The sequence below is a fragment of the Enterobacter sp. T1-1 genome (genome assembly GCF_000710795.1).
Taxonomy (GTDB): domain Bacteria; phylum Pseudomonadota; class Gammaproteobacteria; order Enterobacterales; family Enterobacteriaceae; genus Enterobacter; species Enterobacter cloacae.
Window position 1 is genome coordinate 81,252 of sequence record NZ_JALW01000003.1, and the last position, 26,200, is coordinate 107,451.

Consider the following 26,200-nt stretch of genomic DNA (forward strand, 5'->3'; position numbering starts at 1 on the left):
GTAACTGAAAGCCAAGGGCGGTAGCGTGCCTGAAAGCGTGTGAATCAGCCTCGATTATTCTGTCAATAGCCAATGGATGAATAAGCTTTTTTTAGGACTGATGCCAGTTATATTTCTATTTGAACAACTGCATGCTGAAAGCCAAATCGACCCGGCTTATTTAATTGCACAGGATAATTACTCTGCCAAAGTGATAAATAATCAATGATGAAATCCAAAATGAAATTGATGCCATTATTGGTGTCTGTGACCTTGATGAGTGGTTGTACAGTCTTTCCCGGCAGCAATATGTCAACAATGGGTAAGGATGTGATCAAACAACAGGATGCTGATTTTGATCTCGACAAAATGGTGAATGTTTATCCACTGACACCACGTCTGGTCGAACAATTACGTCCACGTCCAAATGTTGCGCAGCCGAATATGTCTCTGGACCAGGAAATTGCCTCCTACCAGTACCGCGTAGGTCCGGGTGACGTGATTAACGTTACCGTGTGGGACCATCCGGAATTGACCACGCCAGCGGGCCAATACCGCAGCTCAAGCGACACCGGTAACTGGGTGCAGTCTGATGGCACCATGTTCTATCCCTATATCGGCAAAGTACACGTTGCCGGGAAAACCCTTGCCGAAATCCGTAGTGATATTACCGGCCGCTTAGCGCAGTACATCGCCGATCCGCAGGTGGACGTTAATATCGCCGCATTCCGTTCGCAAAAAGCCTATATCTCCGGACAGGTGAACAAATCTGGCCAGCAGGCCATCACCAACGTGCCGCTGACCGTGCTGGACGCCATTAACGCCGCGGGCGGCTTAACCGACGGTGCCGACTGGCGCAACGTCGTTCTGACCCACAACGGCAAAGAACAACGCATTTCTCTGCAGGCGCTGATGCAAAACGGCGACCTGACCCAGAACCGTCTGCTCTATCCGGGCGACATTCTGTATGTACCGCGTAATGACGATCTGAAAGTCTTCGTGATGGGTGAAGTGAAGAAACAGAGCACCCTCAAAATGGACTTCAGCGGCATGACCCTTACCGAAGCCCTGGGTAATGCAGAGGGTATCGATCTCACCACCTCTAATGCCACCGGTATCTTCGTGATCCGTCCGCTGAAAGGCGAGGGCAGTGCGAAAGGCAAGATTGCCAATATTTACCAGCTGGATATGTCCGATGCGACTTCTCTGGTAATGGCAACGGAGTTCCGCCTCCAGCCTTATGACGTGGTGTATGTCACCACCGCACCGGTTGCCCGCTGGAACCGTCTGATCAACCAGTTGCTGCCAACCATCAGTGGCGTTCGCTACATGACGGATACGGCGCGCGACATTCATACCTGGTAATCCGCGATGTTTAATAAAATTCTGGTGGTATGCGTGGGGAACATTTGCCGTTCCCCAACGGCTGAGCGGTTGCTGAAACACTACCAGCCCGAGCTCACCGTCGAATCTGCAGGGCTGGGCGCGCTGGTCGGTAAAGGTGCCGATGAAAGCGCCGCGAGCGTGGCCCGCGATCACAACCTTTCTCTTGACGGGCACTGCGCCCGCCAGGTCACCGGCCGCATGTGCCGGGAGTATGACCTGATCCTGACGATGGAAAAACGCCATATTCACTCGCTATGCGAAATCGCACCGGAGATGCGCGGCAAAGTGATGCTGTTTGGTCACTGGGAAAACGAACGCGAAATCCCCGATCCCTATCGCAAAAGCCGTGAGGCCTTTGAGGCGGTGTATACCTTACTTGACCAGTCTGCCCGTCAGTGGGCGCAGGCACTGAAAGCTCAGCAGGGATAACAATGACAGAAAAAACAAAACCTTCTGCCGCCCCGATTTCGGGCAGTGATGAAATCGATATTGGTCGCCTGGTCGGCACCGTCATAGAGGCGAAGTGGTGGGTACTTGGGATCACCGCCGTGTTTGCCGCCGCGGCGATCGTCTATACGCTGTTTGCGACACCCATCTATAGCGCCGATGCGCTGGTGCAGATTGAGCAGAACACCGGCAACTCGCTGGTGCAGGATATTGGCTCTGCCCTGGCGAACAAACCGCCTGCCTCCGAGGCCGAAATTCAGCTGATCCAGTCGCGTCTGGTGCTGGGCAAAACGGTTCACGATCTGGGGCTTGATATCTCCGTTACCAAAAATACCTTCCCGATATTTGGTGCCGGCTGGGATCGCCTGACCGGGCACAGCAACGACACGGTAAAAGTTACCGACTTTGTGCTGCCGAAAGGGAGCGCGGATCAAACCTTTACCCTGACCGTGCTAGGGCCGAAGCAGTATCAGCTGACCAGCGACGCAGGCTTCAGCGCGCGCGGTGAAGTGGGGCAAATGCTGACAAAAGATGGCGTCAGCATGAAGGTGAGCGCTATTCAGGCGCAGGAAGGCAGCGAGTTTACCGTCACCAAATTCTCCACCCTGGGGATGATCAACAATCTGCAAAACAACCTGACGGTCACCGAAAATGGCAAGGACACGGGTGTCCTGAGCATGACCTTTACCGGTGAAGATAAAGATCAAATCCGCGAAATTCTCAACAGCATTACCCGCAACTACCTTGAGCAGAACGTCGAACGCAAGTCGGCTGAAGCGGCGAAAAGCCTGGCCTTCCTCGCCAGACAGCTCCCGGAAGTGCGCGCACGTCTGGATGATGCAGAGAACAAACTGAACGCGTTTCGTCAGGATAAAGACTCCGTCGATCTGCCGCTGGAAGCGAAATCGGTGCTCGATTCGATGGTCAATATTGATGCGCAACTCAATGAGTTGACCTTCAAAGAGGCGGAAATTTCTAAGCTCTACACCAAACGTCACCCGGCCTATCGCACGCTGCTGGAAAAACGTCGCACCCTCGAAGAGGAAAAAGCGAAGCTTAATGACCGCGTCACCGCGATGCCAAAAACGCAGCAGGAAATTGTGCGTCTGACCCGCGACGTGGAATCCGGCCAGCAGGTCTATATGCAGCTGCTGAACAAACAGCAGGAGCTGAAGATTACCGAAGCCAGCACCGTCGGCGACGTGCGTATTGTTGACCCGGCCATTACCCAGCCTGGCGTACTGAAGCCGAAGAAAGCGCTGATTATCCTCGGCAGCATTATCCTCGGCCTGATGCTCTCCATTGTTGGTGTGCTGCTGCGTTCGCTGTTCAACCGCGGTATCGAAAGCCCGCAGGTGCTGGAAGAGAATGGTATCAACGTTTACGCCAGTATCCCGCTCTCCGAATGGCAGAAATCGCATGACCGGGTCAAAAGCGTCAAAGGCGTCAAGCGTTACAAACAGAGCCAGCTGCTGGCAGTGGGTAACCCGACGGACCTGGCAATTGAAGCGGTGCGCAGCCTGCGTACCAGTCTCCACTTCGCCATGATGCAGGCCAAAAACAACGTACTGATGTTAACCGGGGTCAGCCCGTCGATAGGTAAGACCTTTGTCTGTGCCAACCTGGCGGCGGTGGTCAGCCAGACCAATAAACGGGTGCTGCTGATCGACTGCGATATGCGTAAGGGCTATACCCACGAGCTGCTGGGGACCAATAACGTCAACGGTCTGTCGGAAATCCTGCTTGGCAAGGGTGAGATTAGCCAGAGCGCAAAACCGACCAGCATCCCGAAATTTGACCTCATTCCACGTGGTCAGGTGCCGCCAAACCCATCCGAACTGTTGATGAGCGACCGCTTTGCCGAGCTGGTGGAGTGGGCGAGCAAAAACTATGACCTGGTGCTGATCGATACACCACCAATTCTGGCCGTGACCGATGCGGCCGTGGTCGGTCGCCTGGCGGGAACCACGCTGATGGTGGCGCGCTATGCGGTGAACACCCTGAAGGAAGTGGAAACCAGCCTGAGCCGCTTCGAGCAGAACGGCATTGAGGTGAAAGGGGTGATCCTGAACTCCATCTTCCGCCGTGCGACCGGGTACCAGGATTACGGGTATTACGAGTACGAATATAAGTCTGACAGCAAATAACAATCCCCCTCACTCTAACCCTCTCCCGAGGGGAGAGGGAACTGCCCGGTGCAGCTATTCTCCCTCTCCCTTTGGGAGAGGGGCGGGGTGAGGGATCAGGGGAAGACCATGACCACACAACGCCCTTTAGTTTCTATTTATATGCCGACATGGAATCGTCAGCAGCTGGCGATCCGTGCAATCAAATCGGTGCTGCGCCAGGATTACGATAACTGGGAGCTGATCATTGTTGATGACTGTTCCTCTTCGTATGAGCAACTGCAAAAGTTTGTCACTGACCTCAATGACCCGCGTGTCAGCTATACCCATAACGCGATCAACTCCGGGGCGTGTGCGGTGCGTAATCAGGCAATTATGCAGGCCAAAGGGCAGTATCTGACCGGCATCGACGACGATGACGAGTGGACACCAAACCGGCTGTCCATTTTCCTGTCGCACAAGGAACAACTGGTCACGCACGCTTTCCTGTATGCCAACGACTATGTCTGTCAGGGCGAGGTTTACTCGCAGCCTGCCAGCCTGCCGCTGTACCCGAAATCACCATACTCTCGCCGCCTCTTCTACAAGCGCAACATCATCGGCAATCAGGTGTTCACCTGGGCGTGGCGCTTTAAAGAGTGCCTGTTCGATACCGAACTGAAGGCAGCGCAGGATTACGACATCTTCCTGCGAATGGTGGTGGAGTATGGCGAGCCGTGGAAGGTGGAAGAGGCCACGCAGATCCTGCACATCAACCACGGGGAGATGCAAATCACGTCCTCACCAAAAAAATTCTCGGGTTACTTCCATTTCTACCGCAAGCACAAGGATAAGTTTGACCGTGCCAGCCGGAAGTACCAGCTCTTTACCCTCTATCAGATCCGCAATAAGCGGATGACCTGGCGTACCTTGTTGACGCTGTTTTCTGTGCGCAACGGCAAGCGACTGGCTGATGGACTGCGGGGGAAATAATGTTTCTGGAAGATTGCCGCGCTAACAGCTGGAGCCTGCGCCCGTGCTGCATGGTTCTGGCGTACCGCATCGCGCATTTCTGCTCGGTGTGGCGTAAGAAAAATGTTCTGAACAACCTCTGGGCGGCACCGGTTCTGGTGCTGTACCGAATTATCACCGAATGCATTTTTGGCTATGAAATTCAGGCTGCGGCCACCATCGGCCGCCGCTTTACCATTCACCACGGCTATGCGGTGGTCATCAATAAGTTCGTGGTCGCCGGGGATGATTTCACTATTCGTCATGCGGTCACCATCGGCAACCGGGGGCCGGAGAGCCTGGCCTGCCCGGTCATCGGCAACAACGTCGAGCTGGGGGCGAACGTGGTGATCATTGGCGACATTACCATTGGTAACAACGTCACGATTGGTGCAGGCAGCGTGGTGCTGGACAGCATTCCGGATAACGCGCTGGTAGTGGGCGAAAAAGCCCGCGTGAAGGTGATCAAATGAACATTCTGCAATTTAACGTCCGTCTCGCCGAGGGCGGGGCGGCTGGCGTGGCGCTGGATCTGCACCAGCGTGCGCTGCAAAAAGGGCTTCAGTCTCGTTTTATCTACGGCTATGGCAAAGGCGGTAAGAAAAGCGTCAGCCATGATAGCTATCCGCAGGTGCACAAGCAGACGCCACGTCTGACGTCTGTCGCCAACATTGCGCTGTTTCGTCTGTTTAACCGCGATCTGTTTGGCAACCTGAACAACCTCTATCGTACGGTCACGCGCACTTCCGGCCCGGTTGTGCTCCATTTTCACGTGCTGCACAGCTACTGGCTGAATCTGCAAGAGGTGGTGACGTTTTGCCAGAAGGTACAGGCTCACAAGCCGGATACCCGCTTCATCTGGACGCTGCACGACCACTGGAGCGTAACCGGGCGCTGCGCGTTCACCGACGGCTGCGAAGGCTGGAAAAACGCCTGCCAGAAGTGTCCGACATTAACCAATTACCCGCCGGTGAAAGTGGATCGCGCTCACCAGCTGGTGGACGGAAAACGTCAGCTGTTCCGCGACATGCTGTCGCTCGGCTGCACGTTTATCTCCCCAAGCCAGCATGTGGCCGATGCCTTCAACAGTCTGTATGGGGCAGGGCGGTGTCAGATCATCAACAACGGGATCGACGTGGCGACGGAAGCGATTCTGGCCGAGTTGACCCCGGTTGCGGAAACCGCAGGCAAACCGAAAATCGCAATCGTCGCGCATGACCTGCGTTACGACGGCAAAACCAACCAGCAGCTGGTGCGCGACATGATGGCGCTGGGTGACAAAATCGAACTGCATACCTTCGGCAAATTCTCGCCGTTCGATGGCGCTAACGTGGTGAATCACGGGTTTGAAACGGATAAGCGCAAGCTGATGAGCGCCCTCAACGGGATGGATGCGCTGGTGTTCAGCTCGCGCGTGGATAACTACCCGCTGATCCTCTGCGAAGCGCTCTCGATTGGCGTGCCGGTGATCGCCACCCACAGCGATGCGGCGCGTGAAGTGCTGGAAAAATCGGGCGGGAAAACGTTCGCGGAACAGGAGGTGCTGCCGCTGGTGCAACTGCCGAAGCCGCAGATTGCGCAGGCCGTTTTTGGCACTGACCTGGAATCGTTCCGCAACCGCAGCCGCAAGGCCTACAGTGGACAACAGATGCTGGAGGAATATGTCTCGTTCTATCAGAGTCTGTAGTTATCTGCTGCTGCCGCTGATCTATCTGCTGGTCAACGTCAAAATTGCCCAGCTCGGCGAAAGCTTCCCGATAACCATTGTGACCTTCTTGCCTGCTCTGCTTCTGTTGTACGTCGATAAAATCAACCTCAAGAAGCTGATGATTGCCTTAGGGATGGGCTTTGGCCTGACGCTGTTTAACTACATCTTTGGCCAGTCGCTGGATCCCAGCAAGTACGTCACCTCTACCATGCTGTTTGTTTATATTGTCATTATTATTGGCATGGTGTGGAGTATTCGTTTTAAAACTATTTCTCCGCACAATTATCGGAAAATCCTCAGGCTCTTTTATATTGCCGTTGCGTTAATTGTTATGCTTGCTGCACTGGAAATGGCACAAATTATTCTCACCGGTGGTAGCAGCCTGATGGAGATAATTTCGAAATATCTCATTTACAGTAACAGCTATGTACTGAACTTCATTAAGTTTGGCGGTAAGCGTACGACAGCCCTCTATTTTGAACCGGCGTTTTTCGCTCTGGCGTTAATCTCAATTTGGCTCAGCATCAAACAGTTTGGTATCAAAACCCCTAAGACCGATGCTATGATTCTTGCAGGAATCGTTCTGTCTGGTTCGTTCTCAGGGGTCATGACATTTATCCTGTTTTACCTCCTGGAGTGGGCATTCCAGTACCTGAACAAAGATGCGATTAAGAAAAAGCTGCCGCTGGCGATCATCTCCCTGACGGTATTTTTAGTAGGCGTGATATTTGCATTCCCGTATATCTCAGAGCGTCTGGGAGATTTGGGAACGGAAGGCTCATCGTCCTATTATCGCATTATCGGGCCGCTGGTGATGGTGGGTTATTCCTTAACCCATATCGACGGTGTAGTAAGATTCGGCTCACTTTACGAATATGTTGCATCATTCGGAATCTTTAACGGTGCGGATGTCGGTAAAACCATAGACAATGGCCTGTATCTGTTAATTATTTATTTTTCGTGGTTCGCCGTACTGTTGACGCTCTGGTATCTGTTTAAAGTTTTCAAAATGATGATTAACGCGTTTGGGGATAACCAGAACTTTCGCGTGCAGCTTTATCTGTTTACGCCAGTGTCGCTGTTTTTTACGGGGTCAATATTTAGCCCGGAATATGCTTTCTTGATTGTCTGTCCGTTTATTCTGCGCAAAGCGCTTAATATTACGAACGTATGACGAAATGAGGTGATTTATGTTTCTTAGCGTCATTACTGTTGCCTTTCGTAATTACGAAGGGGTGGTAAAAACCTGGCGCTCGCTGCGCAACCTGGCGCGCGATCCGAGTCTCAGCTTTGAGTGGATCGTGGTCGATGGCGGCTCGAACGATGGCACGGCGGAGTTTCTGGAAAAACTCAACGGTGAGTTCAACTTACGCTTCGTTAGCGAGAAAGATAAAGGCATCTACGATGCGATGAACAAAGGCATTAACATGGCGCAAGGCCGTTATGCCATCTTCCTTAACTCGGGCGATGTGTTCCATGACGATGTAGCCCAGTTTGCCCGTCAGCTGGCGCGCCAGAAAGACGACGCGATGTATATTGGCGATGCGCTGCTCGATTTTGGCGACGGGCATAAAATTTGCCGCAGCGCGAAACCCGGCTGGTATATCTATCACAGTTTACCGGCAAGCCATCAGGCCATTTTCTTCCCGGTAAAAGGTCTGAAAAAACAGCCTTACGATCTGCAGTATAAAGTGTCATCAGATTATGCCCTGGCCGCCAGTCTGTATAAATCAGGCTACCCGTTCCGTCGAATTAAAGGGCTGGTGTCTGAATTTTCAATGGGCGGTGTATCCACCTCGAATAATCTGGAATTGTGCCAGGATGCAAAAAACGTACAGCGTAAGATATTACGCGTGCCCGCATTCTGGGCGGAATTGTCTTATTTATTCCGCCTACGCACTACGGGTAAAACGAAAACCTTATATAACAAAGCCTGAATATAAGGAAATGTAATGCAGGATCTTAACGGGTTCACCGTGCCGAAAGGTTTTCGGGGCGGGAACGGAATTAAAGTGCAGTTATGGTGGGCCGTTCAGGCCACCTTATTTGCCTGGTCACCGCAAATACTGTATCGCTGGCGTGCCTTTTTATTGCGTCTGTTTGGCGCAAAAATCGGAAAAAACGTAGTTATTCGTCCATCGGTAAAAATTACTTACCCCTGGAAATTAACGCTTGGCGATTACGCCTGGGTAGGGGATGACGCCGTGTTATATACCCTTGGCGATATCACGATTGGTGCAAACGCAGTGGTGTCACAGAAGTGTTATTTGTGTACCGGCAGCCACGATTTTATGAGTCAGCATTTTGATATTACCGCTTCGCCAATTGTGATTGGCGAAAAATGCTGGCTGGCAACAGATGTATTTGTTGCACCTGGTGTTTCTGTTGGCGATGGCACGGTAGTCGGTGCCCGCAGCAGCGTTTTTAAATCGCTACCGGCAAATAAAATTTGCCGTGGCAACCCCGCAGTGGTGATACGCGAACGCGTTGAAACTGATTAAATTCATAAGTAGAGGAATATAAACATGTCTAAAGTCGCTCTCATCACCGGCGTTACCGGGCAGGATGGTTCTTACCTGGCAGAGTTACTGCTGGAAAAAGGTTATGAAGTTCACGGTATTAAGCGTCGTGCTTCTTCTTTCAACACGGAACGTGTGGATCATATTTACCAGGATCCGCATGCGGCGAACCCGAAATTCCATCTGCACTACGGCGACCTGACCGATACCTCCAACCTGACCCGCATCCTGCAGGAAGTACAGCCGGATGAAGTTTACAACCTGGGCGCGATGAGCCACGTAGCGGTTTCTTTCGAATCCCCGGAATACACCGCTGACGTTGACGCCATGGGTACGCTGCGTCTGCTGGAAGCGATTCGTTTCCTCGGCCTTGAGAAGAAAACCCGTTTCTACCAGGCATCCACCTCTGAACTGTACGGTCTGGTGCAGGAAATCCCGCAGAAAGAGACCACCCCGTTCTACCCACGTTCTCCTTACGCGGTAGCCAAACTGTATGCCTACTGGATCACCGTAAACTACCGTGAATCTTACGGCATGTACGCCTGTAACGGCATTCTGTTTAACCACGAATCCCCACGTCGTGGCGAAACCTTTGTGACCCGTAAAATTACCCGCGCTATCGCCAACATCGCTCAGGGTCTGGAATCCTGCCTGCACCTCGGCAATATGGACTCCCTGCGTGACTGGGGCCATGCCAAAGACTACGTGAAGATGCAGTGGATGATGCTGCAGCAGGAGCAGCCAGAAGACTTCGTGATTGCGACCGGCGTGCAGTACTCCGTCCGTCAATTCGTGGAAATGGCTGCCGCACAGCTGGGTATCAAACTGCGCTTCGAAGGCACTGGCGTGGAAGAGAAGGGGATCGTTGTCTCTGTGACCGGCCATGACGCACCGGGCGTGAAACCAGGTGATGTGATTGTGCAGGTTGACCCGCGTTACTTCCGTCCTGCGGAAGTGGAAACCCTGCTGGGCGACCCAACCAAAGCGCACGAGAAACTGGGCTGGAAACCAGAAACCACGCTGCAGGAGATGGTCTCTGAGATGGTAGCCAAAGATCTTGAAGCAGCGAAAAAACACTCCCTGCTCAAATCTCATGGCTACGAGGTTGCCATCGCGCTGGAGTCCTGAGAATGACAAAACAACGTATTTTTGTCGCCGGTCATCGCGGAATGGTGGGTTCCGCGATTGTTCGCCAGCTGGAACAGCGCGGTGACGTGGAAGTGGTTGTCCGTACCCGCGACGAGCTGAATCTGCTCGATAGCCGTGCGGTACAGGACTTCTTTGCCAATGAACGTATCGATCAGGTGTATCTGGCGGCGGCAAAAGTGGGCGGCATTGTCGCTAACAACACTTACCCGGCAGATTTCATCTACGAGAACATGATGATTGAGAGCAACATCATTCACGCGGCACATCTGCACAACGTGAACAAGCTGTTGTTCCTCGGATCATCCTGTATCTACCCGAAAATGGCGAAACAGCCGATCGCCGAGAGCGAACTGCTGCAGGGGACGCTGGAAGCAACCAACGAGCCGTACGCCATTGCCAAAATTGCCGGGATCAAGCTGTGCGAGTCCTACAACCGTCAGTACAACCGTGACTATCGCTCGGTGATGCCGACCAACCTGTACGGGCCGCACGATAACTTCCACCCGAGCAACTCGCACGTGATCCCGGCGCTGCTGCGTCGTTTCCACGAGGCGACCGCCGAGAACGCACCGGATGTGGTGGTGTGGGGCAGCGGCACGCCGATGCGCGAATTCCTGCACGTGGATGACATGGCCGCGGCCAGCATTCACGTAATGGAGCTGGATCGCGAGGTGTGGCAGGAGAACACCGAGCCGATGCTGTCGCACATCAACGTTGGCACTGGCGTGGATTGCACCATTCGCGAGCTGGCGCAGACTATCGCTCAGGTGGTGGGCTATAAGGGCCGCGTGGTGTTTGACGCCACCAAACCGGACGGCACGCCGCGCAAACTGCTGGACGTCACCCGTCTGCATCAGCTGGGCTGGTATCACGAGGTGTCGCTGGAACAAGGGCTGGCAAGTACCTACCAGTGGTTCCTGGAAAACCAGCACCGCTTCCGGGGGTAACAATGTTTTTAAGTCAGGAAGATTTTGCCACGGTAGTGCGCTCCACTCCGCTCATCTCAATTGATTTGATCGTGGAGAACGAACGCGGCGAGTTCTTGCTGGGGAAACGAACCAATCGTCCTGCTCAGGGCTTCTGGTTCGTGCCCGGCGGGCGCGTGCAGAAGGATGAGACGCTGGCCAACGCGTTTGAGCGTCTCACTCTGGCGGAACTGGGCCTGCAACTGCCGATGGCAGCAGGCCAGTTTTACGGGGTCTGGCAGCACTTCTATGACGATAACTTTTCAGGCACCGACTTCACCACGCACTACATCGTGCTGGGGTTCCGCCTGAAGGTGAGTGAGGCAGACCTGCGTCTGCCTGATTCTCAGCACGACGACTACCGCTGGCAGACGCCAGAGGCGCTGCTGGCCAGCGACAATGTGCATGACAACAGTCGTGCCTATTTCCTGGCCGATCGTCAGTCTGAGGTGCCGGGACTATGAAGATCCTCGTATATGGAATCAACTACTCGCCGGAATTGACCGGTATCGGGAAATACACCGGCGAGATGGTCGAGTGGATGGCGAGCCAGGGACATGACGTGCGGGTCATTACCGCGCCGCCGTACTACCCGGAATGGAAAGTGGGCGAGCGCTACTCCAGCTGGCGCTATCGCCGCGAAGAGGGCGCTGCGACCGTCTGGCGTTGCCCGCTGTACGTGCCGAAGCAGCCCTCGACGCTGAAACGTTTAATTCATCTGGGCAGCTTTGCCCTGAGCAGTTTCTTCCCGCTGATGGCGCAGCGTCGCTGGAAGCCGGACCGCATCATCGGCGTGGTGCCGACGCTGTTCTGCACGCCGGGCATGCGGCTGCTGGGCAAGCTCTCCGGTGCGCGCACGTTGCTGCACATTCAGGATTATGAAGTCGACGCCATGCTGGGCCTGGGGATGGCAGGTAAAGGCAAGGGCGGCAAAGTGGCGAAACTCGCCAGCGCTTTTGAGCGCAGCGGTCTGCATAACGTGGATTATGTCTCCACCATCTCGCGCTCGATGATGAACAAAGCGCAGGAGAAGGGCGTCGCGCCGGAAAAGGTGATCTTTTTCCCGAACTGGTCCGAAGTGGCCCGTTTCCGTGACGTAACAGAACACGACGCGCAGGCGCTTCGCGCAGAGCTCGGTTTGCCTGATGACCAAAAAATCATTCTTTATTCAGGCAATATCGGCGAAAAGCAGGGGCTGGAGAACGTTATCGAGGCGGCTCAACAGCTTAGCGAACATCCGTGGATGTTTGTGATTGTCGGTCAGGGCGGCGGAAAAGCGCGTCTGGAGAAGATGGCAAGTGTTCGCGGCCTGACTAACGTGAAATTCTTCCCGCTTCAGTCTTACGAGGCGCTGCCTGCGCTGCTGAAGATGGGTGACTGCCATCTGGTGGTGCAAAAGCGCGGCGCGGCGGATGCGGTGCTGCCGTCCAAGTTGACCAACATTCTGGCCGTGGGCGGGAACGCCGTGATCACGGCAGAAGCTGAAACCGAATTAGGCCAGCTGTGTGACAGCTACCCGGGGATCGCCGTTTGCGTGGAGCCGGAATCGGTTCCGGCGCTGGTGACCGGAATTGAACAGGCACTCGCCATGCCAAAAGTGAACACGGTGGCACGTGAATATGCCGAACGCACGCTCGAGAAAGAGAACGTGCTGAGCCAATTTATTGCAGATATACGGGGATAAATCATGAGTCAAACCACGTTGTATCCGGTTGTGATGGCAGGTGGCTCTGGTAGCCGGTTGTGGCCGCTGTCCCGCGTGCTCTATCCAAAACAGTTCCTCTGCCTGAAAGGGGATCTCACCATGCTGCAAACGACGGTTAACCGTCTGCAGGGTGTGGAGTGTGAAAGCCCGGTGGTGATTTGTAACGAACAGCACCGCTTTATTGTTGCCGAGCAGCTGCGCCAGCTGAACAAACTCACAGAAAACATCATTCTGGAGCCTGCCGGACGAAATACCGCCCCAGCCATTGCCCTGGCGGCGCTGGCGGCAAAACGCAGCAGCCCGGATTGCGATCCGCTGATGCTGGTCCTGGCGGCAGACCACGTCATTCAGCAGGAAGAGGCGTTCCGCGACGCAGTGCGGGCGGCCATTCCTTACGCAGAGAGCGGCAAGCTGGTGACCTTCGGCATCGTGCCGGATCTGCCAGAAACCGGCTATGGCTATATCCGCCGCGGCAGCGTGACGCCGGGCGAAGGCGACAGCGTGGCGTTTGACGTGGCGCAGTTCGTTGAGAAACCGAATCTGGAAACCGCGCAGGCCTACGTTGCCAGCGGTGAATACTACTGGAACAGCGGTATGTTCCTGTTCCGCGCCGGTCGCTATCTGGAAGAACTGCAAAAGTATCGTCCGGATATCCTGAGCGCCTGCGAAAAAGCCATGAACGTGGTGGATCCGGATCTCGACTTTATTCGCGTCGACGAAGCCGCTTTCCTCGCCTGCCCGGAAGAGTCCATTGACTATGCGGTGATGGAGCGCACGGCGGATGCGGTGGTGGTGCCGATGGATGCAGGCTGGAGCGATGTTGGCTCCTGGTCCTCCCTGTGGGAGATCAGCGCCCATACCCCGGAGGGTAACGTCCATCACGGTGATGTGATTAGCCACAAAACCGAGAACAGCTACGTCTACGCCGAATCCGGCCTCGTGACCACGGTGGGGGTGAAGGATCTGGTGGTCGTCCAGACCAAAGACGCCGTGCTGATTGCCGACCGTAACGCCGTGCAGGACGTTAAAAAGGTGGTGGAGAAGATCAAAGCCGACGGTCGCCACGAGCACCATATTCACCGCGAAGTGTACCGGCCGTGGGGCAAATACGACTCCATCGATGCGGGCGAACGTTACCAGGTGAAGCGCATTACCGTGAAGCCGGGCGAAGGCCTGTCGGTACAGATGCATCACCATCGTGCCGAGCACTGGGTGGTGGTAGCGGGTACCGCCAAAGTGACCATCGACGGTGAAGTGAAACTGCTCGGTGAAAACGAGTCAATTTATATTCCGCTGGGGGCGACACACTGTCTGGAAAACCCAGGGAAGATACCTCTCGATTTAATTGAAGTGCGCTCCGGCGCGTATCTGGAAGAGGACGATATTGTCCGTTTCCAGGACCGCTACGGTCGGGTGTAACCGCTTCGCATCATGCCCGGTGGCGCTGTGCTTACCGGGCCTACGAATGAATAAAAAATATTTTGCCTGTTAATTGGGCGGGCCAACTGTTGCCTGAAAAAGGGGTCATGATGGAAAAGTTAACCTGTTTTAAAGCCTACGATATTCGCGGCAAGCTGGGTGAAGAGCTGAATGAAGACATTGCGTGGCGCATCGGCCGCGCGTACGGCGAATACCTGAAACCGAAAACTATCGTACTGGGTGGCGACGTGCGTCTGACCAGCGAATCCCTGAAGCTGGCGCTGGCGAAAGGGCTGCAGGACGCGGGCGTGGACGTGCTGGATATCGGCCTTTCCGGTACCGAAGAGATCTATTTTGCCACCTTCCACCTGGGCGTGGACGGCGGGATTGAAGTCACGGCCAGCCATAATCCGATGGATTACAACGGTATGAAGCTGGTGCGCAAGGGTGCGCGCCCTATCAGCGGTGATACCGGCCTGCGCGACGTGCAGCGTCTGGCGGAAGCCAACGACTTCCCGCCGGTGAACGAGTCTGCACGCGGCAGCTACAAGCAGATCGATCTGCGTAAAGAGTACATTGACCACCTGCTGGGTTACATCAACGTAGCAAACCTTAAGCCGCTGAAGCTGGTCATCAACTCCGGCAACGGCGCGGCGGGCCCGGTGGTGGATGCCCTGGAAGCCCGCTTTAAGGCGCTGAACGTGCCGGTGACCTTCGTCAAGGTACACAACACCCCGGATGGCAACTTCCCGAACGGTATCCCGAACCCGCTGCTGCCAGAGTGCCGCGACGACACCCGCAATGCGGTGATTGAACACGGTGCGGATATGGGCATCGCCTTTGACGGCGATTTCGACCGCTGCTTCCTGTTCGACGAAAAAGGGCAGTTCATCGAGGGCTATTACATTGTCGGCCTGCTGGCGGAAGCGTTCCTCGAGAAAAATCCGGGGGCGAAGATCATTCATGACCCGCGCCTCTCCTGGAACACCGTTGACGTGGTGTCAGCGGCAGGCGGTACGCCGGTGATGTCCAAAACCGGTCACGCGTTTATTAAAGAGCGTATGCGCGAAGAAGACGCCATCTACGGCGGCGAGATGAGCGCCCATCACTACTTCCGCGATTTTGCCTACTGCGACAGCGGGATGATCCCGTGGCTGCTGGTGACCGAACTGCTGTGCCTGAAAGGTCAGACCCTGGGCGAGCTGGTGCGCGACCGTATGGCGGCCTTCCCGGCAAGTGGAGAGATCAACAGCAAACTGGCGCAGCCGGCTGAGGCCATTGCCCGCGTGGAACAGCACTTTGCTATTCACGCGCTGGAAATTGACCGTACCGACGGTATCAGCATGGCGTTCCCGCAGTGGCGCTTTAACCTGCGCTCGTCCAATACCGAGCCGGTGGTGCGCCTGAACGTGGAATCCCGCGCCGACACCGCGCTGATGGAAGCCCGAACGAAGGACATTCTGGCGCTGTTGAATCAGTAATCATTGCCCCTCACCCCAGCCCTCTCCCCACAGGGGAGAGGGTGTTCAAGTTCCCTCTCCCCGGTGGGGAGAGGGTTAGGGTGAGGGGTAAGGTTTTGAACTAAAGGAACAACGATGACGAATCTAAAAAAGCGCGAACGAGCGAGAACGAATGCATCGTTAATCTCTATGGTGCAGCGTTTTTCTGATATCACCATCATGGTCGGCGGATTGTGGGCGGTGTGTTGGATCAGCGGGCAATCGTTCTTATACATGCACCTGCTGATGGCACTGATTGCGCTGGTCGTGTTTCAGATGATCGGCGGGATGACGGATTTCTATCGTTCGTGGCGTGGCGTCAAGATGACCACCGAACTGATGCTGTTGCTGCAGAACTGGACCTTAAGCCTGATCTTCAGCGCGGGCCTGGTGGCGTTCAGCCATGATTTTGATAATCGTCTGGTGACGTATCTTTGCTGGTATCTGTTAACCAGCGTCGGCATGGTGGTTTGCCGCTCCCTGATCCGCTTTGGCGCGGGCTGGTTGCGTAACCGTGGTTACAACCGCCGCTATGTCGCCGTTGCCGGCGATCTGCCGGTGGGCCAGGTGCTGCTTGATAGCTTCCGCAAAGAGCCGTGGTTAGGTTTTGAAGTGGTTGGGATCTACCACGACGCGAAACCGGGTGGCGTGCCGTCGGACTGGGCGGGCAACTACGACCAGCTTATTGACGATGCGAAAGCGGGCAAAATTCACAACGTCTACATTGCCATGCAGATGAAAGAGGAGTCCCGCATTAAGAAACTGATGCGCGACCTGGCGGACACCACCTGTTCCGTGATCCTTATTCCGGACGTCTTTACCTTCAACATTCTCCATTCCCGTATCGAAGAGGTGAACGGTGTACCGGTAGTGCCGCTGTACGACACGCCGCTGTCAGGTATCAACCGTGTTCTCAAACGCCTGGAAGACATTGTGCTCTCTTCGCTGATCCTTCTGCTGATCTCTCCGGTGCTGTGCTGCATTGCCCTGGCGGTGAAGCTGAGCTCTCCCGGCCCGGTCATCTTCCGTCAGACGCGCTACGGCATGGACGGTAAGCCGATCATGGTGTGGAAATTCCGCTCCATGAAGGTGATGGAGAACGACAAAGTGGTGACGCAGGCTACGCAGAACGATCCGCGCGTGACCCGCGTGGGGAATTTCCTGCGCCGCACCTCGCTGGACGAGCTGCCGCAGTTTATCAACGTCTTTACCGGCGGTATGTCGATTGTCGGGCCACGTCCGCACGCGGTTGCCCATAACGAGCAGTACCGCTCGCTGATTGAAGGCTACATGCTGCGCCATAAAGTGAAGCCAGGCATTACCGGCTGGGCGCAAATCAACGGCTGGCGCGGTGAAACCGACACGCTGGAAAAAATGGAAAAACGCATTGAATTCGACCTTGAGTACATCCGTGAGTGGAGCCTCTGGTTCGATATCAAAATTGTTTTTCTGACCATCTTCAAAGGTTTCGTGAACAAAGCGGCGTACTAAGATGAGCTTACGTGAAAAAACCATCAGCGGCGCCAAGTGGTCAGCGATGGCGACTATCGTCATCATTGGCCTGGGGCTGGTGCAGATGACCGTGCTGGCGCGCATTATCGATAATCATCAGTTCGGTCTGCTGACCGTCTCGCTGGTTATTATCGCGCTGGCCGACACGCTGTCTGACTTCGGTATCGCCAACTCCATTATCCAGCGCAAAGAGATTAGCCAGCTGGAGCTGACCACGCTCTACTGGCTGAACGTAGGGCTGGGGATGTTTGTTTTTGTGCTGGTGTTCCTGCTGAGCGATGTGATCGCCAGCGTGCTGCACAACCCGGATCTGGCCCCGCTGATGCGCACGCTGTCGTTTGCCTTTGTGGTGATCCCGCACGGGCAGCAGTTCCGCGCGCTGATGCAAAAAGAACTGGAGTTCAACAAGATCGGCATGATTGAAACCAGCGCCGTGCTGGCGGGCTTTACCTTCACGGTGGTGAGCGCCCATTTCTGGCCGCTGGCCATGACCGCCATTCTGGGGTATCTGGTGAACTCTACCGTGCGTACGCTGCTGTTCGGCTACTTTGGCCGCAAGATCTACTGCCCGGGGCTGCATTTTTCCCTGGCGTCCGTCTCCTCGAACCTGCGCTTTGGCGCCTGGCTGACGGCCGACAGCATCATCAACTATGTCAACACCAACCTTTCCACGCTGGTGCTGGCGCGCATTCTGGGGGCGAGCGTCGCGGGTGGCTATAACCTGGCCTACAACGTTGCGGTCGTCCCGCCGATGAAGCTCAACCCGATTATCACCCGCGTGTTGTTCCCGGCGTTCGCCAAAATTCAGGACGACACTGAAAAGCTGCGCGTCAACTTCTACAAGCTGCTCTCCGTGGTCGGCATTATTAACTTCCCGGTACTATTGGGTCTGATGGTGGTGTCGAGCAACTTTGTGCCGCTGGTATTTGGCGAGAAGTGGAACAGCATCATCCCGATCCTGCAGTTGCTCTGTGTGGTGGGGCTGCTGCGCTCCGTGGGTAACCCGATTGGCTCCCTGCTGATGGCGAAAGCGCGCGTGGATATCAGCTTTAAATTCAACGTATTTAAAACCTTCCTGTTTATTCCGGCAATTATCGTCGGCGGACACATGGCGGGCGCCATTGGCGTCACGCTGGGCTTTCTGCTGGTGCAAATCATCAACACCGTGCTGAGCTACTTCATCATGATCAAGCCGGTGCTGGGCTCCAGCTACCGTCAGTACATCCTGAGCCTGTGGCTGCCGTTTTATCTCTCCTTGCCGACCCTGGTGGTGAGCTACGGTCTGGGCGTGCTCCTGAAGGGGCATCTGCCACTGGCCGCGCTGCTGGCAGTGCAGGTTGCTGCGGGCGCACTGGCGTTTGGGGTGATGATTGTGCTGTCACGCAATGCGCTGGTGGTGGAGATGAAGCGCCAGTTTTGCCGTAACGAAAAAATGAAAACGCTGCTTCGCGCAGGCTAGTTATTTAAGAGGCCATTATGAAATTATTAATTCTTGGCAACCATACCTGCGGCAACCGTGGCGACAGCGCCATCCTGCGCGGTTTATTGGATGCAATTAACACCCTTAAGCCTGAGACAGAAGTGGACGTGATGAGCCGTTACCCGGTCAGCTCATCCTGGTTACTGAACCGCCCGGTGATGGGCGACCCGCTCTACAGCCAGATGAAACAGCACAATAACGCTGCGGGCGTGATGGGACGCGTGAAGAAAGTGTTGCGTCGCCGCTACCAGCATCAGGTGCTGCTTTCTCGCGTAACCGACACCGGCAAGCTGCGCAACATCGCCATCGCGCAGGGCTTTACCGATTTTGTGCGTCTGCTTTCCGGCTATGACGCCATCATTCAGGTGGGCGGTTCGTTCTTCGTCGATCTCTACGGCGTGCCGCAGTTTGAGCATGCCCTCTGTACCTTTATGGCGAAGAAGCCGCTGTTTATGATTGGTCACAGCGTCGGGCCATTCCAGGAACCTCAGTTCAACCAGCTGGCAAACTATGTGTTTGGCCACTGCGATGCCCTGATTTTACGTGAATCAGTCAGCCTCGACATGATGAAGCGCAGCGAGATCGACACCTCGAAAGTCGAGCACGGCGTGGATACCGCGTGGCTGGTGGATCACCAGGACGACAGCTTCCAGCCGAGCTACGCGGTGCAGCACTGGCTGGACGTGGCGGCGAAACAGAAAACCGTCGCCATTACCCTGCGCGAGCTGGCACCTTTTGATAAGCGTTTAGGCACCACTCAGGCCGCCTATGAGAAGGCCTTTGCCGAGGTCGTTAACCGCGTGCTGGACAGCGGTTATCAGGTGCTGGCGCTCTCCACCTGTACCGGTATCGATAGTTACAACAAGGATGATCGCATGGTGGCGCTTAACCTGCGCCATCTGGTGAACGATCCGTCCCGGTATCATGTGGTGATGGACGAACTGAACGATCTGGAGATGGGCAAACTGCTCTCAGCCTGTGACCTGACCGTGGGTACCCGTCTGCACTCTGCCATCATCTCGATGAACTTTGGCACGCCAGCCATTGCCATCAACTATGAGCACAAGTCTGCCGGGATTATGCAGCAGCTGGGGATGCCGGAAATGGCCGTGGATATCCGTCATCTGCTGGATGGCTCGCTCGGCGCAATGGTGGGCGACACCCTTGGGCAACTGCCCGCCGTGAATGAGCGCCTGGCCGTGGCGGTGAAAGCCGAGCGCGAAAAGGGAATGGGGATGGTGAAGTCGGTGCTTGACCGCGTGCGGGAGGGGAAATGAAGGTTGGTTTCTTCTTACTGAAATTTCCACTGTCGTCTGAAACCTTTGTACTCAATCAAATCACCGCGTTTATCGATATGGGATATGACGTGGAAATTATCGCCCTGCAAAAGGGCGATACGCAAAACACCCATGCGGCGTATACCCAGTATGGGCTGGAGGCGAAAACCCGCTGGCTGCAGGATGAGCCATCCGGAAAAGTGAACAAGCTGCGCTACCGTGCCAGCCAGACTTTACGCGGGCTCCATCGTGCGTCGACCTGGCGAGCGCTGAACATCTCCCGCTATGGCGCGGAGTCGCGCAATCTGATCCTGTCGGCCATCTGCGGGCAGACGGCGCAGCCGTACCGCGCTGATGTCTTTATCGCCCACTTTGGCCCGGCAGGGGTGACCGCAGCCAAACTGCGCGAGCTGGGGGTGATTGACGGGAAGATCGCCACGATCTTCCACGGCATTGATATCTCCAGCCGTGAAGTGCTGAACCACTACACGCCGGAGTATCAGCAGCTGTTCCAGCGCGGCGACATGATGCTGCCCATCAGCGACCTGTGGGCCGGACGCCTCAAAAAGATGGGCTGCCCGGGCGAGAAAATCACCGTCTCGCGGATGGGGGTGGATTTGGCGCGTTTTACCCGACGTCCGGTCAAGGTGCCGGGTAAACCGCTGCAGATTATCTCCGTTGCCCGACTGACCGAGAAAAAAGGGCTGCATGTGGCGATTGAAGCCTGCCGCCAGCTCAAGGCGCGCGGGGTGGATTTCCGTTATCGCATACTCGGTATCGGCCCGTGGGAGCGTCGTCTGCGCACGCTTATTGAACAGTATGAGCTGGAAACGCACGTGGAGATGCCCGGCTTTAAGCCGAGCCACGAGGTGAAGGCCATGCTCGATGAAGCCGACGTGTTTCTGCTGCCGTCCGTTACCGGCGCCGATGGCGACATGGAAGGCATACCGGTGGCGCTGATGGAAGCGATGGCGGTGGGGATCCCGGTGGTATCGACGCTGCACAGCGGGATCCCGGAGCTGATCAAGTCAGACCATTCCGGCTGGCTGGTCCCCGAAAATAACGCCATGGCCCTGGCCGATCGGCTGGCCGCGTTTAGCGATATCGACCAGCAGGCGCTGGAGCCCGTGCTGCACAATGCCCGACAAAAAGTCGAGGCAGATTTTAACCAGCAGGTGATCAATCGCCAGTTAGCGAGCCTGCTGCAAACGTTGTAACGCCGAGGTTGTATGCTGAAAAAGATTACCCGACGCAGCTTTGTCTCTTCTCTGTCCGTCCTGGCGGCAATGCCGCTGCTGTCGTCCCGCGTTGCGCGGGCGGCAACCGGCAAGACGGTCTCTGTAAATCAGTACAATAACAACGACTGGATCGCCGCCTTTAAGCAGGCGTTTAACGAAGGCGACACCGTCGTAGTGCCTGCAGGACTCACCTGCAAAAACATCAACACGGGCATTTTCATTCCTGACGGCAAAACGCTGCTGATTCGCGGGGCGTTAACCGGCAATGGCCGGGGGCGCTTTGTCCTGCAGGAGGGCAGCAAAGTCATCGGTGAGGGCGAAGGCCGTACCGAAAATATTACCCTTGACGTTCGTGGCTCTGACTGTGTCATCAAAGGGCTGGCGATGAGCGGATTTGGCCCGGTAACGCAAATCTACATTGGCGGCAAAAAGCCCAGCGTGATGCGTAATCTGGTTATTGATAACATCCGCGTGAGCCAGGCCAATTACGCCATCCTGCGCCAGGGGTTTCACAACCAGGTGGATGGCGCCCGCATCACCAACAGCAAATTCAGCCACCTGCAGGGCGATGCGATCGAGTGGAATGTGGCCATCAATGACCGCAATATTCTGATCTCCGACCATGTGATCGACAACATCAACTGCACCAACGGGAAGATTAACTGGGGGATTGGTATTGGCCTTGCGGGCAGTACCTACGACAACGACTACCCGGAAAAACAGACCGTGAAGAACTTTGTGGTTGCCAATATCACCGGCAGCAACTGCCGCCAGCTGGTGCACGTTGAGAACGGTAAACACTTTATTATCCGCAATATTAAGGCCAAAAATATTACGCCTGATTTCAGTAAAAAGGCGGGAATAGACAATGCCACCGTAGCAATTTATGGCTGTGATAATTTCGTTATTGATAATGTCGATATGGTCAATAGTGCCGGCATGTTAATCGGTTACGGCGTGATTAAAGGTGACTACCTGTCGATTCCGCAGAACTTCAAGCTTAACGATATTCGTCTGGATAATAGCCAGCTTGCCTATAAGCTGCGCGGCATACAAATTTCATCCGGTAATGCGACCTCGTTTGTGGCCATCACCAACGTCGACATGCAGCGCGCGACGCTTGAACTGCATAACAAACCTCAGCACCTTTTCTTACGCAATATCAACGTAATGCAGGAAGCAGCAATCGGACCCGCGCTGAAGCTGAACTTCGACCTGCGTAAGGATGTGCGGGGTAAGTTTATGGCGAAAGACGAGACGTTGCTGTCACTGGCAAACATCAAAGCAGTGAATGAGAAAGGGCAGAGCTCGGTGGATATTGACCGGGTGGATCAGCATGTGGTGAATACGGAACGGCTGAATTTTGCGCTGCCGCACAGATAATCGTCAGTGGGCTTTTTGCGACTATTCCTGGCACGGAATCGCATTCTATTCAGATTACAACTACTGTAATTTGTGGTGCTAAGGCGTAATATCATTACAGGATTACGGCAAATCATACTGGCGAAAACAGGTTTAAGAGCTATAATTCGTCAACCATTTTAAGGTGGAAGAAATAATGATTAATTTGAAAGCAGTCATTCCGGTAGCCGGACTGGGCATGCATATGCTGCCAGCCACAAAAGCCATTCCTAAAGAGATGCTACCGATCGTCGACAAGCCGATGATTCAATACATCGTCGACGAGATTGTTGCTGCAGGGATCAAAGAAATCGTTCTGGTTACGCACTCGTCCAAGAATGCGGTTGAAAACCACTTCGACACCTCTTACGAACTCGAAGCGCTGCTGGAGCAGCGTGTTAAACGTCAACTGCTGGCGGAAGTGCAGTCCATTTGTCCTCCTGGCGTGACCATCATGAACGTGCGTCAGGCGCAGCCGCTGGGCCTTGGCCACTCCATCCTGTGTGCTCGCCCTGTTGTTGGCGACAACCCGTTTATCGTGGTCCTGCCGGATATCATCATTGATACCGCTTCTGCGGATCCGCTGCGCTATAACCTGGCGGCGATGGTGGCGCGTTTCAATGAAACGGGCCGCAGCCAGGTGCTGGCGAAACGCATGAAAGGCGATCTGTCCGAGTACTCTGTTATCCAGACTAAAGAAGCGCTGGAGACAGAAGGGCAGGTGAGTCGTATCGTTGAGTTTATCGAAAAACCGGATCAGCCGCAGACGCTGGATTCTGACCTGATGGCGGTTGGTCGTTATGTCCTGAACGCGGATATCTGGGCCGAGCTGGAAAAAACCGAGCCAGGCGCCTGGGATCGTATCCAGTTGACCGATGCGATCGCCGAGCTGGCGAAAAAGCAGTCTGTTGACGCGATGCTGATGACCGGTGAGAGCTACGACTGCGGTAAGAAGCTGGGCTACATGCAGGCGTTTGTGAACTATGGGCTGCGCAACCTGAAGGAAGGGGCGAAGTTCAGAAGCCGGATTGAGAAGTTGTTAGCTAACGACTGATTTTATCTTACTTGATTTGCACAAGCGGCAGTCATCATTTGGGTATGTTGAAACATAACCAAAATGGTAGCTGCCGTTTTTTGTTATTAATTCTAATGATAACATGGATTTATCTGATTTAAATCTGGTCAGATTTGTAACGATTTGTGCTTGTTTCTGAGGTCGTTTAGGACGACAATTAACGCCAGTTTTTGTCTGAATCCAGACCAGAAAAATCATTTATTCAAACTTCGCTCAGTGCACTGGTAGCTGTTAAGCCAGGGGCGGTAGCGTGCAAAATTTCTGAAGCCGATATTAATTACCCGGTATCAGAACGCCAATATCTCGACAAATTCAATAGACGGAACAGATCACGTGAAAATTCTTGTGACGGGCGGGGCCGGCTTTATCGGCTCAGCAGTGGTACGACATATTATTAAAAATACCCAGGATGAAGTCGTCAATGTGGATAAACTGACGTATGCCGGCAACCTGGAGTCACTGACCGACGTTAATGATAGCGATCGTTATGTATTTGAACATGCGGATATTTGCGATAAAGCGGCGATGGATCGCATTTTCGCCGAGCATAAACCGGATGCGGTCATGCACCTTGCAGCAGAAAGTCATGTTGACCGTTCTATTACCGGCCCCGCTGCATTTATTGAGACCAATATTGTCGGTACCTATGTGCTTCTGGAAGCCGCACGGGCTTACTGGTCGACGCTGGATGACGTGGCCAAATCTGCGTTTCGCTTCCACCACATCTCTACGGATGAAGTGTACGGTGATTTACCTCATCCTGATGAACATCCTGCCTCTGCTGAGCTGCCGCTGTTTACAGAAACCACAGCCTATGCGCCAAGTAGCCCGTACTCTGCTTCGAAGGCCTCGAGCGATCATCTGGTTCGTGCCTGGCTGCGTACTTATGGCTTCCCTACCATCGTCACTAACTGCTCTAATAACTACGGCCCGTACCATTTCCCTGAAAAACTGATCCCGCTGGTTATTCTGAATGCGCTGGACGGTAAAGCCCTGCCGATTTACGGCAAAGGCGACCAGATCCGTGACTGGCTGTATGTGGAAGATCACGCGCGTGCGTTGTACACCGTTGTTACCCAGGGTAAACCGGGGGAGACCTATAACATCGGTGGTCATAACGAGAAGCAGAATCTGGATGTTGTACATACGATTTGCGATCTGCTGGATGAGATTGTGTCGAAAGAAGGCTCTTACCGCGATCAGATCACGTATGTTGCCGACCGCCCGGGGCATGACCGTCGCTATGCGATTGATGCGCATAAAATCGGCGTAGAGCTGGGATGGAAGCCAGAAGAGACGTTTGAAAGTGGGATTCGTAAGACCGTGGAATGGTATCTGAGCAACCAGGACTGGGTTAATAACGTAAAAAGCGGTGCCTATAAAAGCTGGATCGAACAGAATTACGGAGAACGTTAATTGTGAATATTCTTCTGTTCGGGATGACAGGGCAGGTGGGTTGGGAACTCCAGCGTGCGCTGGCGCCGTTAGGGAATTTAATAGCGCTTGATGTGCACTCGAAAGAGTACTGTGGCGATTTCAGCAAGCCAGAAGGGATTGCTGAGACGGTTCGTGCCATCAAACCTGATGTTATCGTTAATGCTGCAGCGCATACTGCTGTTGATAAAGCGGAATCAGAGCCTGAATTCGCCCAGTTATTGAATGCAACAAGCGTTGAGGCCATTGCGAAGGAAGCGGCGAAAATTGGTGCCTGGGTTGTTCATTATTCAACAGATTACGTTTTTCCGGGCGATGGGGATAAACCATGGCGTGAAACGGATGCGACAGCGCCATTAAATGTTTATGGGCAGACTAAACTTGACGGTGAAAAAGCGCTGCAAGCACATTGTCCTAACCATCTTATTTTTCGTACCAGTTGGGTTTACGCGGGTAAAGGGAACAATTTCGCGAAAACCATGCTGCGTCTGGCGAAAGAGCGTAAAGAACTTTCTGTTATCAACGATCAAGTTGGTGCGCCTACGGGAGCAGAATTACTGGCAGACTGTACCGCGCATGCTATTCGTGTAGCGATGGTAAAACCAGAAGTGGCTGGTCTTTATCACCTCGTCGCGTCAGATACGACAACCTGGTATGACTATGCTGCTCTGGTATTTGATGAAGCCAGAAACTCAGGCATTGAACTGGCGATTGAAAAACTCAATGCTGTTCCGACAAGCGCTTACCCGACACCTGCTCGCCGGCCGCAGAATTCGCGGTTAAGCACAGAGAAATTCCAGCATAACTTTGGTCTGGTATTGCCAGCATGGGATGTTGGCGTGAAGCGCATGCTAGCTGAGCTTTTTACGACTCACTCACTTTAATCATTAA

The 26,200-nt window shown here is 54.4% G+C and carries 23 protein-coding genes; all 23 read left to right on the top strand.

Features of this window, described 5'->3' with window-relative positions; all coding sequences use genetic code 11:
- Nucleotides 1-204: 204 nt before the first annotated feature.
- The 23 genes from AK59_RS0101035 to rfbD all read left to right on the top strand — a co-directional run bounded on the left by AK59_RS0101035 (nt 205) and on the right by rfbD (nt 26,193).
- The gene (locus tag AK59_RS0101035; RefSeq protein ID WP_014170829.1) at nt 205-1,344 is read left to right on the top strand and encodes a polysaccharide export protein; all 1,140 of its coding nucleotides are present in this window, start codon (nt 205-207) and stop codon (nt 1,342-1,344) included.
- Nucleotides 1,345-1,350: 6 nt separating this feature from the next.
- A complete protein-coding gene (wzb, locus tag AK59_RS0101040; RefSeq protein WP_013097882.1) occupies nt 1,351-1,794 on the top strand; it encodes a low molecular weight protein-tyrosine-phosphatase Wzb in 444 nt (147 codons plus the stop codon).
- 2 nt (nt 1,795-1,796) lie between these two features.
- The gene (gene wzc, locus AK59_RS0101045; RefSeq protein WP_013097881.1) at nt 1,797-3,959 is read left to right on the top strand and encodes a tyrosine-protein kinase Wzc; all 2,163 of its coding nucleotides are present in this window, start codon (nt 1,797-1,799) and stop codon (nt 3,957-3,959) included.
- Between the two features lie 108 nt (nt 3,960-4,067).
- Nucleotides 4,068-4,910, top strand: coding sequence for a colanic acid biosynthesis glycosyltransferase WcaA (gene wcaA / locus AK59_RS0101050; RefSeq protein ID WP_013097880.1), 843 nt, complete (start codon nt 4,068-4,070; stop codon nt 4,908-4,910).
- Nucleotides 4,910-5,401 carry a colanic acid biosynthesis acetyltransferase WcaB gene (wcaB, locus tag AK59_RS0101055; protein WP_013097879.1) on the top strand — a complete coding sequence of 164 codons (492 nt, stop codon included), beginning with the start codon at nt 4,910-4,912 and terminating at the stop codon, nt 5,399-5,401. The genes wcaA and wcaB overlap by 1 nt, the downstream gene beginning before the upstream one ends.
- On the top strand, nt 5,398-6,615 hold the full coding sequence (gene wcaC / locus AK59_RS0101060; protein WP_029881805.1) for a colanic acid biosynthesis glycosyltransferase WcaC: 1,218 nt from the start codon (nt 5,398-5,400) through the stop codon (nt 6,613-6,615). The genes wcaB and wcaC overlap by 4 nt, the downstream gene beginning before the upstream one ends.
- A complete protein-coding gene (gene wcaD, locus AK59_RS0101065; protein ID WP_013097877.1) occupies nt 6,590-7,810 on the top strand; it encodes a colanic acid polymerase WcaD in 1,221 nt (406 codons plus the stop codon). Before wcaC ends, wcaD begins: the two co-directional genes overlap by 26 nt.
- 16 nt (nt 7,811-7,826) lie before the next feature.
- The gene (gene wcaE / locus AK59_RS0101070) at nt 7,827-8,573 is read left to right on the top strand and encodes a colanic acid biosynthesis glycosyltransferase WcaE (RefSeq protein ID WP_013097876.1); all 747 of its coding nucleotides are present in this window, start codon (nt 7,827-7,829) and stop codon (nt 8,571-8,573) included.
- Between the two features lie 15 nt (nt 8,574-8,588).
- A complete protein-coding gene (gene wcaF, locus AK59_RS0101075; RefSeq protein ID WP_013097875.1) occupies nt 8,589-9,137 on the top strand; it encodes a colanic acid biosynthesis acetyltransferase WcaF in 549 nt (182 codons plus the stop codon).
- 24 nt (nt 9,138-9,161) lie between these two features.
- Entirely contained in the window at nt 9,162-10,283 is a 1,122-nt protein-coding gene (gene gmd, locus AK59_RS0101080) for a GDP-mannose 4,6-dehydratase (protein WP_003863514.1), read from the top strand.
- Nucleotides 10,284-10,285: 2 nt separating this feature from the next.
- The gene (gene fcl, locus AK59_RS0101085) at nt 10,286-11,251 is read left to right on the top strand and encodes a GDP-L-fucose synthase (RefSeq protein ID WP_013097874.1); all 966 of its coding nucleotides are present in this window, start codon (nt 10,286-10,288) and stop codon (nt 11,249-11,251) included.
- Nucleotides 11,252-11,253: 2 nt separating this feature from the next.
- On the top strand, nt 11,254-11,733 hold the full coding sequence (locus AK59_RS0101090; protein WP_029881806.1) for a GDP-mannose mannosyl hydrolase: 480 nt from the start codon (nt 11,254-11,256) through the stop codon (nt 11,731-11,733).
- Nucleotides 11,730-12,953 carry a colanic acid biosynthesis fucosyltransferase WcaI gene (wcaI, locus tag AK59_RS0101095; protein ID WP_029881807.1) on the top strand — a complete coding sequence of 408 codons (1,224 nt, stop codon included), beginning with the start codon at nt 11,730-11,732 and terminating at the stop codon, nt 12,951-12,953. The genes AK59_RS0101090 and wcaI overlap by 4 nt, the downstream gene beginning before the upstream one ends.
- 3 nt (nt 12,954-12,956) lie before the next feature.
- Entirely contained in the window at nt 12,957-14,393 is a 1,437-nt protein-coding gene (gene cpsB, locus AK59_RS0101100; RefSeq protein WP_000084309.1) for a mannose-1-phosphate guanyltransferase, read from the top strand.
- 110 nt (nt 14,394-14,503) lie between these two features.
- Nucleotides 14,504-15,874, top strand: coding sequence for a colanic acid biosynthesis phosphomannomutase CpsG (gene cpsG / locus AK59_RS0101105; RefSeq protein ID WP_013097871.1), 1,371 nt, complete (start codon nt 14,504-14,506; stop codon nt 15,872-15,874).
- A gap of 114 nt (nt 15,875-15,988) precedes the next feature.
- Complete coding sequence (gene wcaJ / locus AK59_RS0101110) at nt 15,989-17,383, top strand: undecaprenyl-phosphate glucose phosphotransferase (protein WP_014832616.1); 1,395 nt, start codon at nt 15,989-15,991, stop codon at nt 17,381-17,383.
- 1 nt (nt 17,384) lies between these two features.
- Nucleotides 17,385-18,863 (top strand): colanic acid undecaprenyl disphosphate flippase WzxC, encoded by a 1,479-nt coding sequence (wzxC, locus tag AK59_RS0101115; protein WP_029881808.1) that lies wholly within the window; start codon nt 17,385-17,387, stop codon nt 18,861-18,863.
- A gap of 17 nt (nt 18,864-18,880) precedes the next feature.
- Nucleotides 18,881-20,161, top strand: coding sequence for a colanic acid biosynthesis pyruvyl transferase WcaK (gene wcaK / locus AK59_RS0101120; protein ID WP_021558691.1), 1,281 nt, complete (start codon nt 18,881-18,883; stop codon nt 20,159-20,161).
- Nucleotides 20,158-21,378: a colanic acid biosynthesis glycosyltransferase WcaL gene (gene wcaL, locus AK59_RS0101125; RefSeq protein WP_020690194.1), complete on the top strand. Its 1,221-nt coding sequence runs from the start codon at nt 20,158-20,160 to the stop codon at nt 21,376-21,378. The genes wcaK and wcaL overlap by 4 nt, the downstream gene beginning before the upstream one ends.
- 12 nt (nt 21,379-21,390) lie before the next feature.
- On the top strand, nt 21,391-22,782 hold the full coding sequence (gene wcaM / locus AK59_RS0101130; protein WP_029881809.1) for a colanic acid biosynthesis protein WcaM: 1,392 nt from the start codon (nt 21,391-21,393) through the stop codon (nt 22,780-22,782).
- Nucleotides 22,783-22,957: 175 nt separating this feature from the next.
- Nucleotides 22,958-23,854 (top strand): GalU regulator GalF, encoded by an 897-nt coding sequence (gene galF, locus AK59_RS0101135; protein WP_013097865.1) that lies wholly within the window; start codon nt 22,958-22,960, stop codon nt 23,852-23,854.
- A 354-nt stretch (nt 23,855-24,208) separates the two neighbouring features.
- Nucleotides 24,209-25,291: a dTDP-glucose 4,6-dehydratase gene (gene rfbB / locus AK59_RS0101140; RefSeq protein WP_029881810.1), complete on the top strand. Its 1,083-nt coding sequence runs from the start codon at nt 24,209-24,211 to the stop codon at nt 25,289-25,291.
- 2 nt (nt 25,292-25,293) lie between these two features.
- On the top strand, nt 25,294-26,193 hold the full coding sequence (gene rfbD / locus AK59_RS0101145) for a dTDP-4-dehydrorhamnose reductase (protein WP_029881811.1): 900 nt from the start codon (nt 25,294-25,296) through the stop codon (nt 26,191-26,193).
- The last annotated feature ends 7 nt before the right edge of the window (nt 26,194-26,200 follow it).

Excerpts from the sequence above, each read along its gene's own strand:
- AK59_RS0101035 (WP_014170829.1), top strand. The coding sequence starts at position 205 with ATGATGAAATCCAAAATGAAATTGATGCCATTATTGGTGTCTGTGACC.
- wzb (WP_013097882.1), top strand. The coding sequence starts at position 1,351 with ATGTTTAATAAAATTCTGGTGGTATGCGTGGGGAACATTTGCCGTTCC.
- wzc (WP_013097881.1), top strand. The coding sequence starts at position 1,797 with ATGACAGAAAAAACAAAACCTTCTGCCGCCCCGATTTCGGGCAGTGAT.
- wcaA (WP_013097880.1), top strand. The coding sequence starts at position 4,068 with ATGACCACACAACGCCCTTTAGTTTCTATTTATATGCCGACATGGAAT.
- wcaB (WP_013097879.1), top strand. The coding sequence starts at position 4,910 with ATGTTTCTGGAAGATTGCCGCGCTAACAGCTGGAGCCTGCGCCCGTGC.
- wcaC (WP_029881805.1), top strand. The coding sequence starts at position 5,398 with ATGAACATTCTGCAATTTAACGTCCGTCTCGCCGAGGGCGGGGCGGCT.
- wcaD (WP_013097877.1), top strand. The coding sequence starts at position 6,590 with ATGTCTCGTTCTATCAGAGTCTGTAGTTATCTGCTGCTGCCGCTGATC.
- wcaE (WP_013097876.1), top strand. The coding sequence starts at position 7,827 with ATGTTTCTTAGCGTCATTACTGTTGCCTTTCGTAATTACGAAGGGGTG.
- wcaF (WP_013097875.1), top strand. The coding sequence starts at position 8,589 with ATGCAGGATCTTAACGGGTTCACCGTGCCGAAAGGTTTTCGGGGCGGG.
- gmd (WP_003863514.1), top strand. The coding sequence starts at position 9,162 with ATGTCTAAAGTCGCTCTCATCACCGGCGTTACCGGGCAGGATGGTTCT.
- fcl (WP_013097874.1), top strand. The coding sequence starts at position 10,286 with ATGACAAAACAACGTATTTTTGTCGCCGGTCATCGCGGAATGGTGGGT.
- AK59_RS0101090 (WP_029881806.1), top strand. The coding sequence starts at position 11,254 with ATGTTTTTAAGTCAGGAAGATTTTGCCACGGTAGTGCGCTCCACTCCG.
- wcaI (WP_029881807.1), top strand. The coding sequence starts at position 11,730 with ATGAAGATCCTCGTATATGGAATCAACTACTCGCCGGAATTGACCGGT.
- cpsB (WP_000084309.1), top strand. The coding sequence starts at position 12,957 with ATGAGTCAAACCACGTTGTATCCGGTTGTGATGGCAGGTGGCTCTGGT.
- cpsG (WP_013097871.1), top strand. The coding sequence starts at position 14,504 with ATGGAAAAGTTAACCTGTTTTAAAGCCTACGATATTCGCGGCAAGCTG.
- wcaJ (WP_014832616.1), top strand. The coding sequence starts at position 15,989 with ATGACGAATCTAAAAAAGCGCGAACGAGCGAGAACGAATGCATCGTTA.
- wzxC (WP_029881808.1), top strand. The coding sequence starts at position 17,385 with ATGAGCTTACGTGAAAAAACCATCAGCGGCGCCAAGTGGTCAGCGATG.
- wcaK (WP_021558691.1), top strand. The coding sequence starts at position 18,881 with ATGAAATTATTAATTCTTGGCAACCATACCTGCGGCAACCGTGGCGAC.
- wcaL (WP_020690194.1), top strand. The coding sequence starts at position 20,158 with ATGAAGGTTGGTTTCTTCTTACTGAAATTTCCACTGTCGTCTGAAACC.
- wcaM (WP_029881809.1), top strand. The coding sequence starts at position 21,391 with ATGCTGAAAAAGATTACCCGACGCAGCTTTGTCTCTTCTCTGTCCGTC.
- galF (WP_013097865.1), top strand. The coding sequence starts at position 22,958 with ATGATTAATTTGAAAGCAGTCATTCCGGTAGCCGGACTGGGCATGCAT.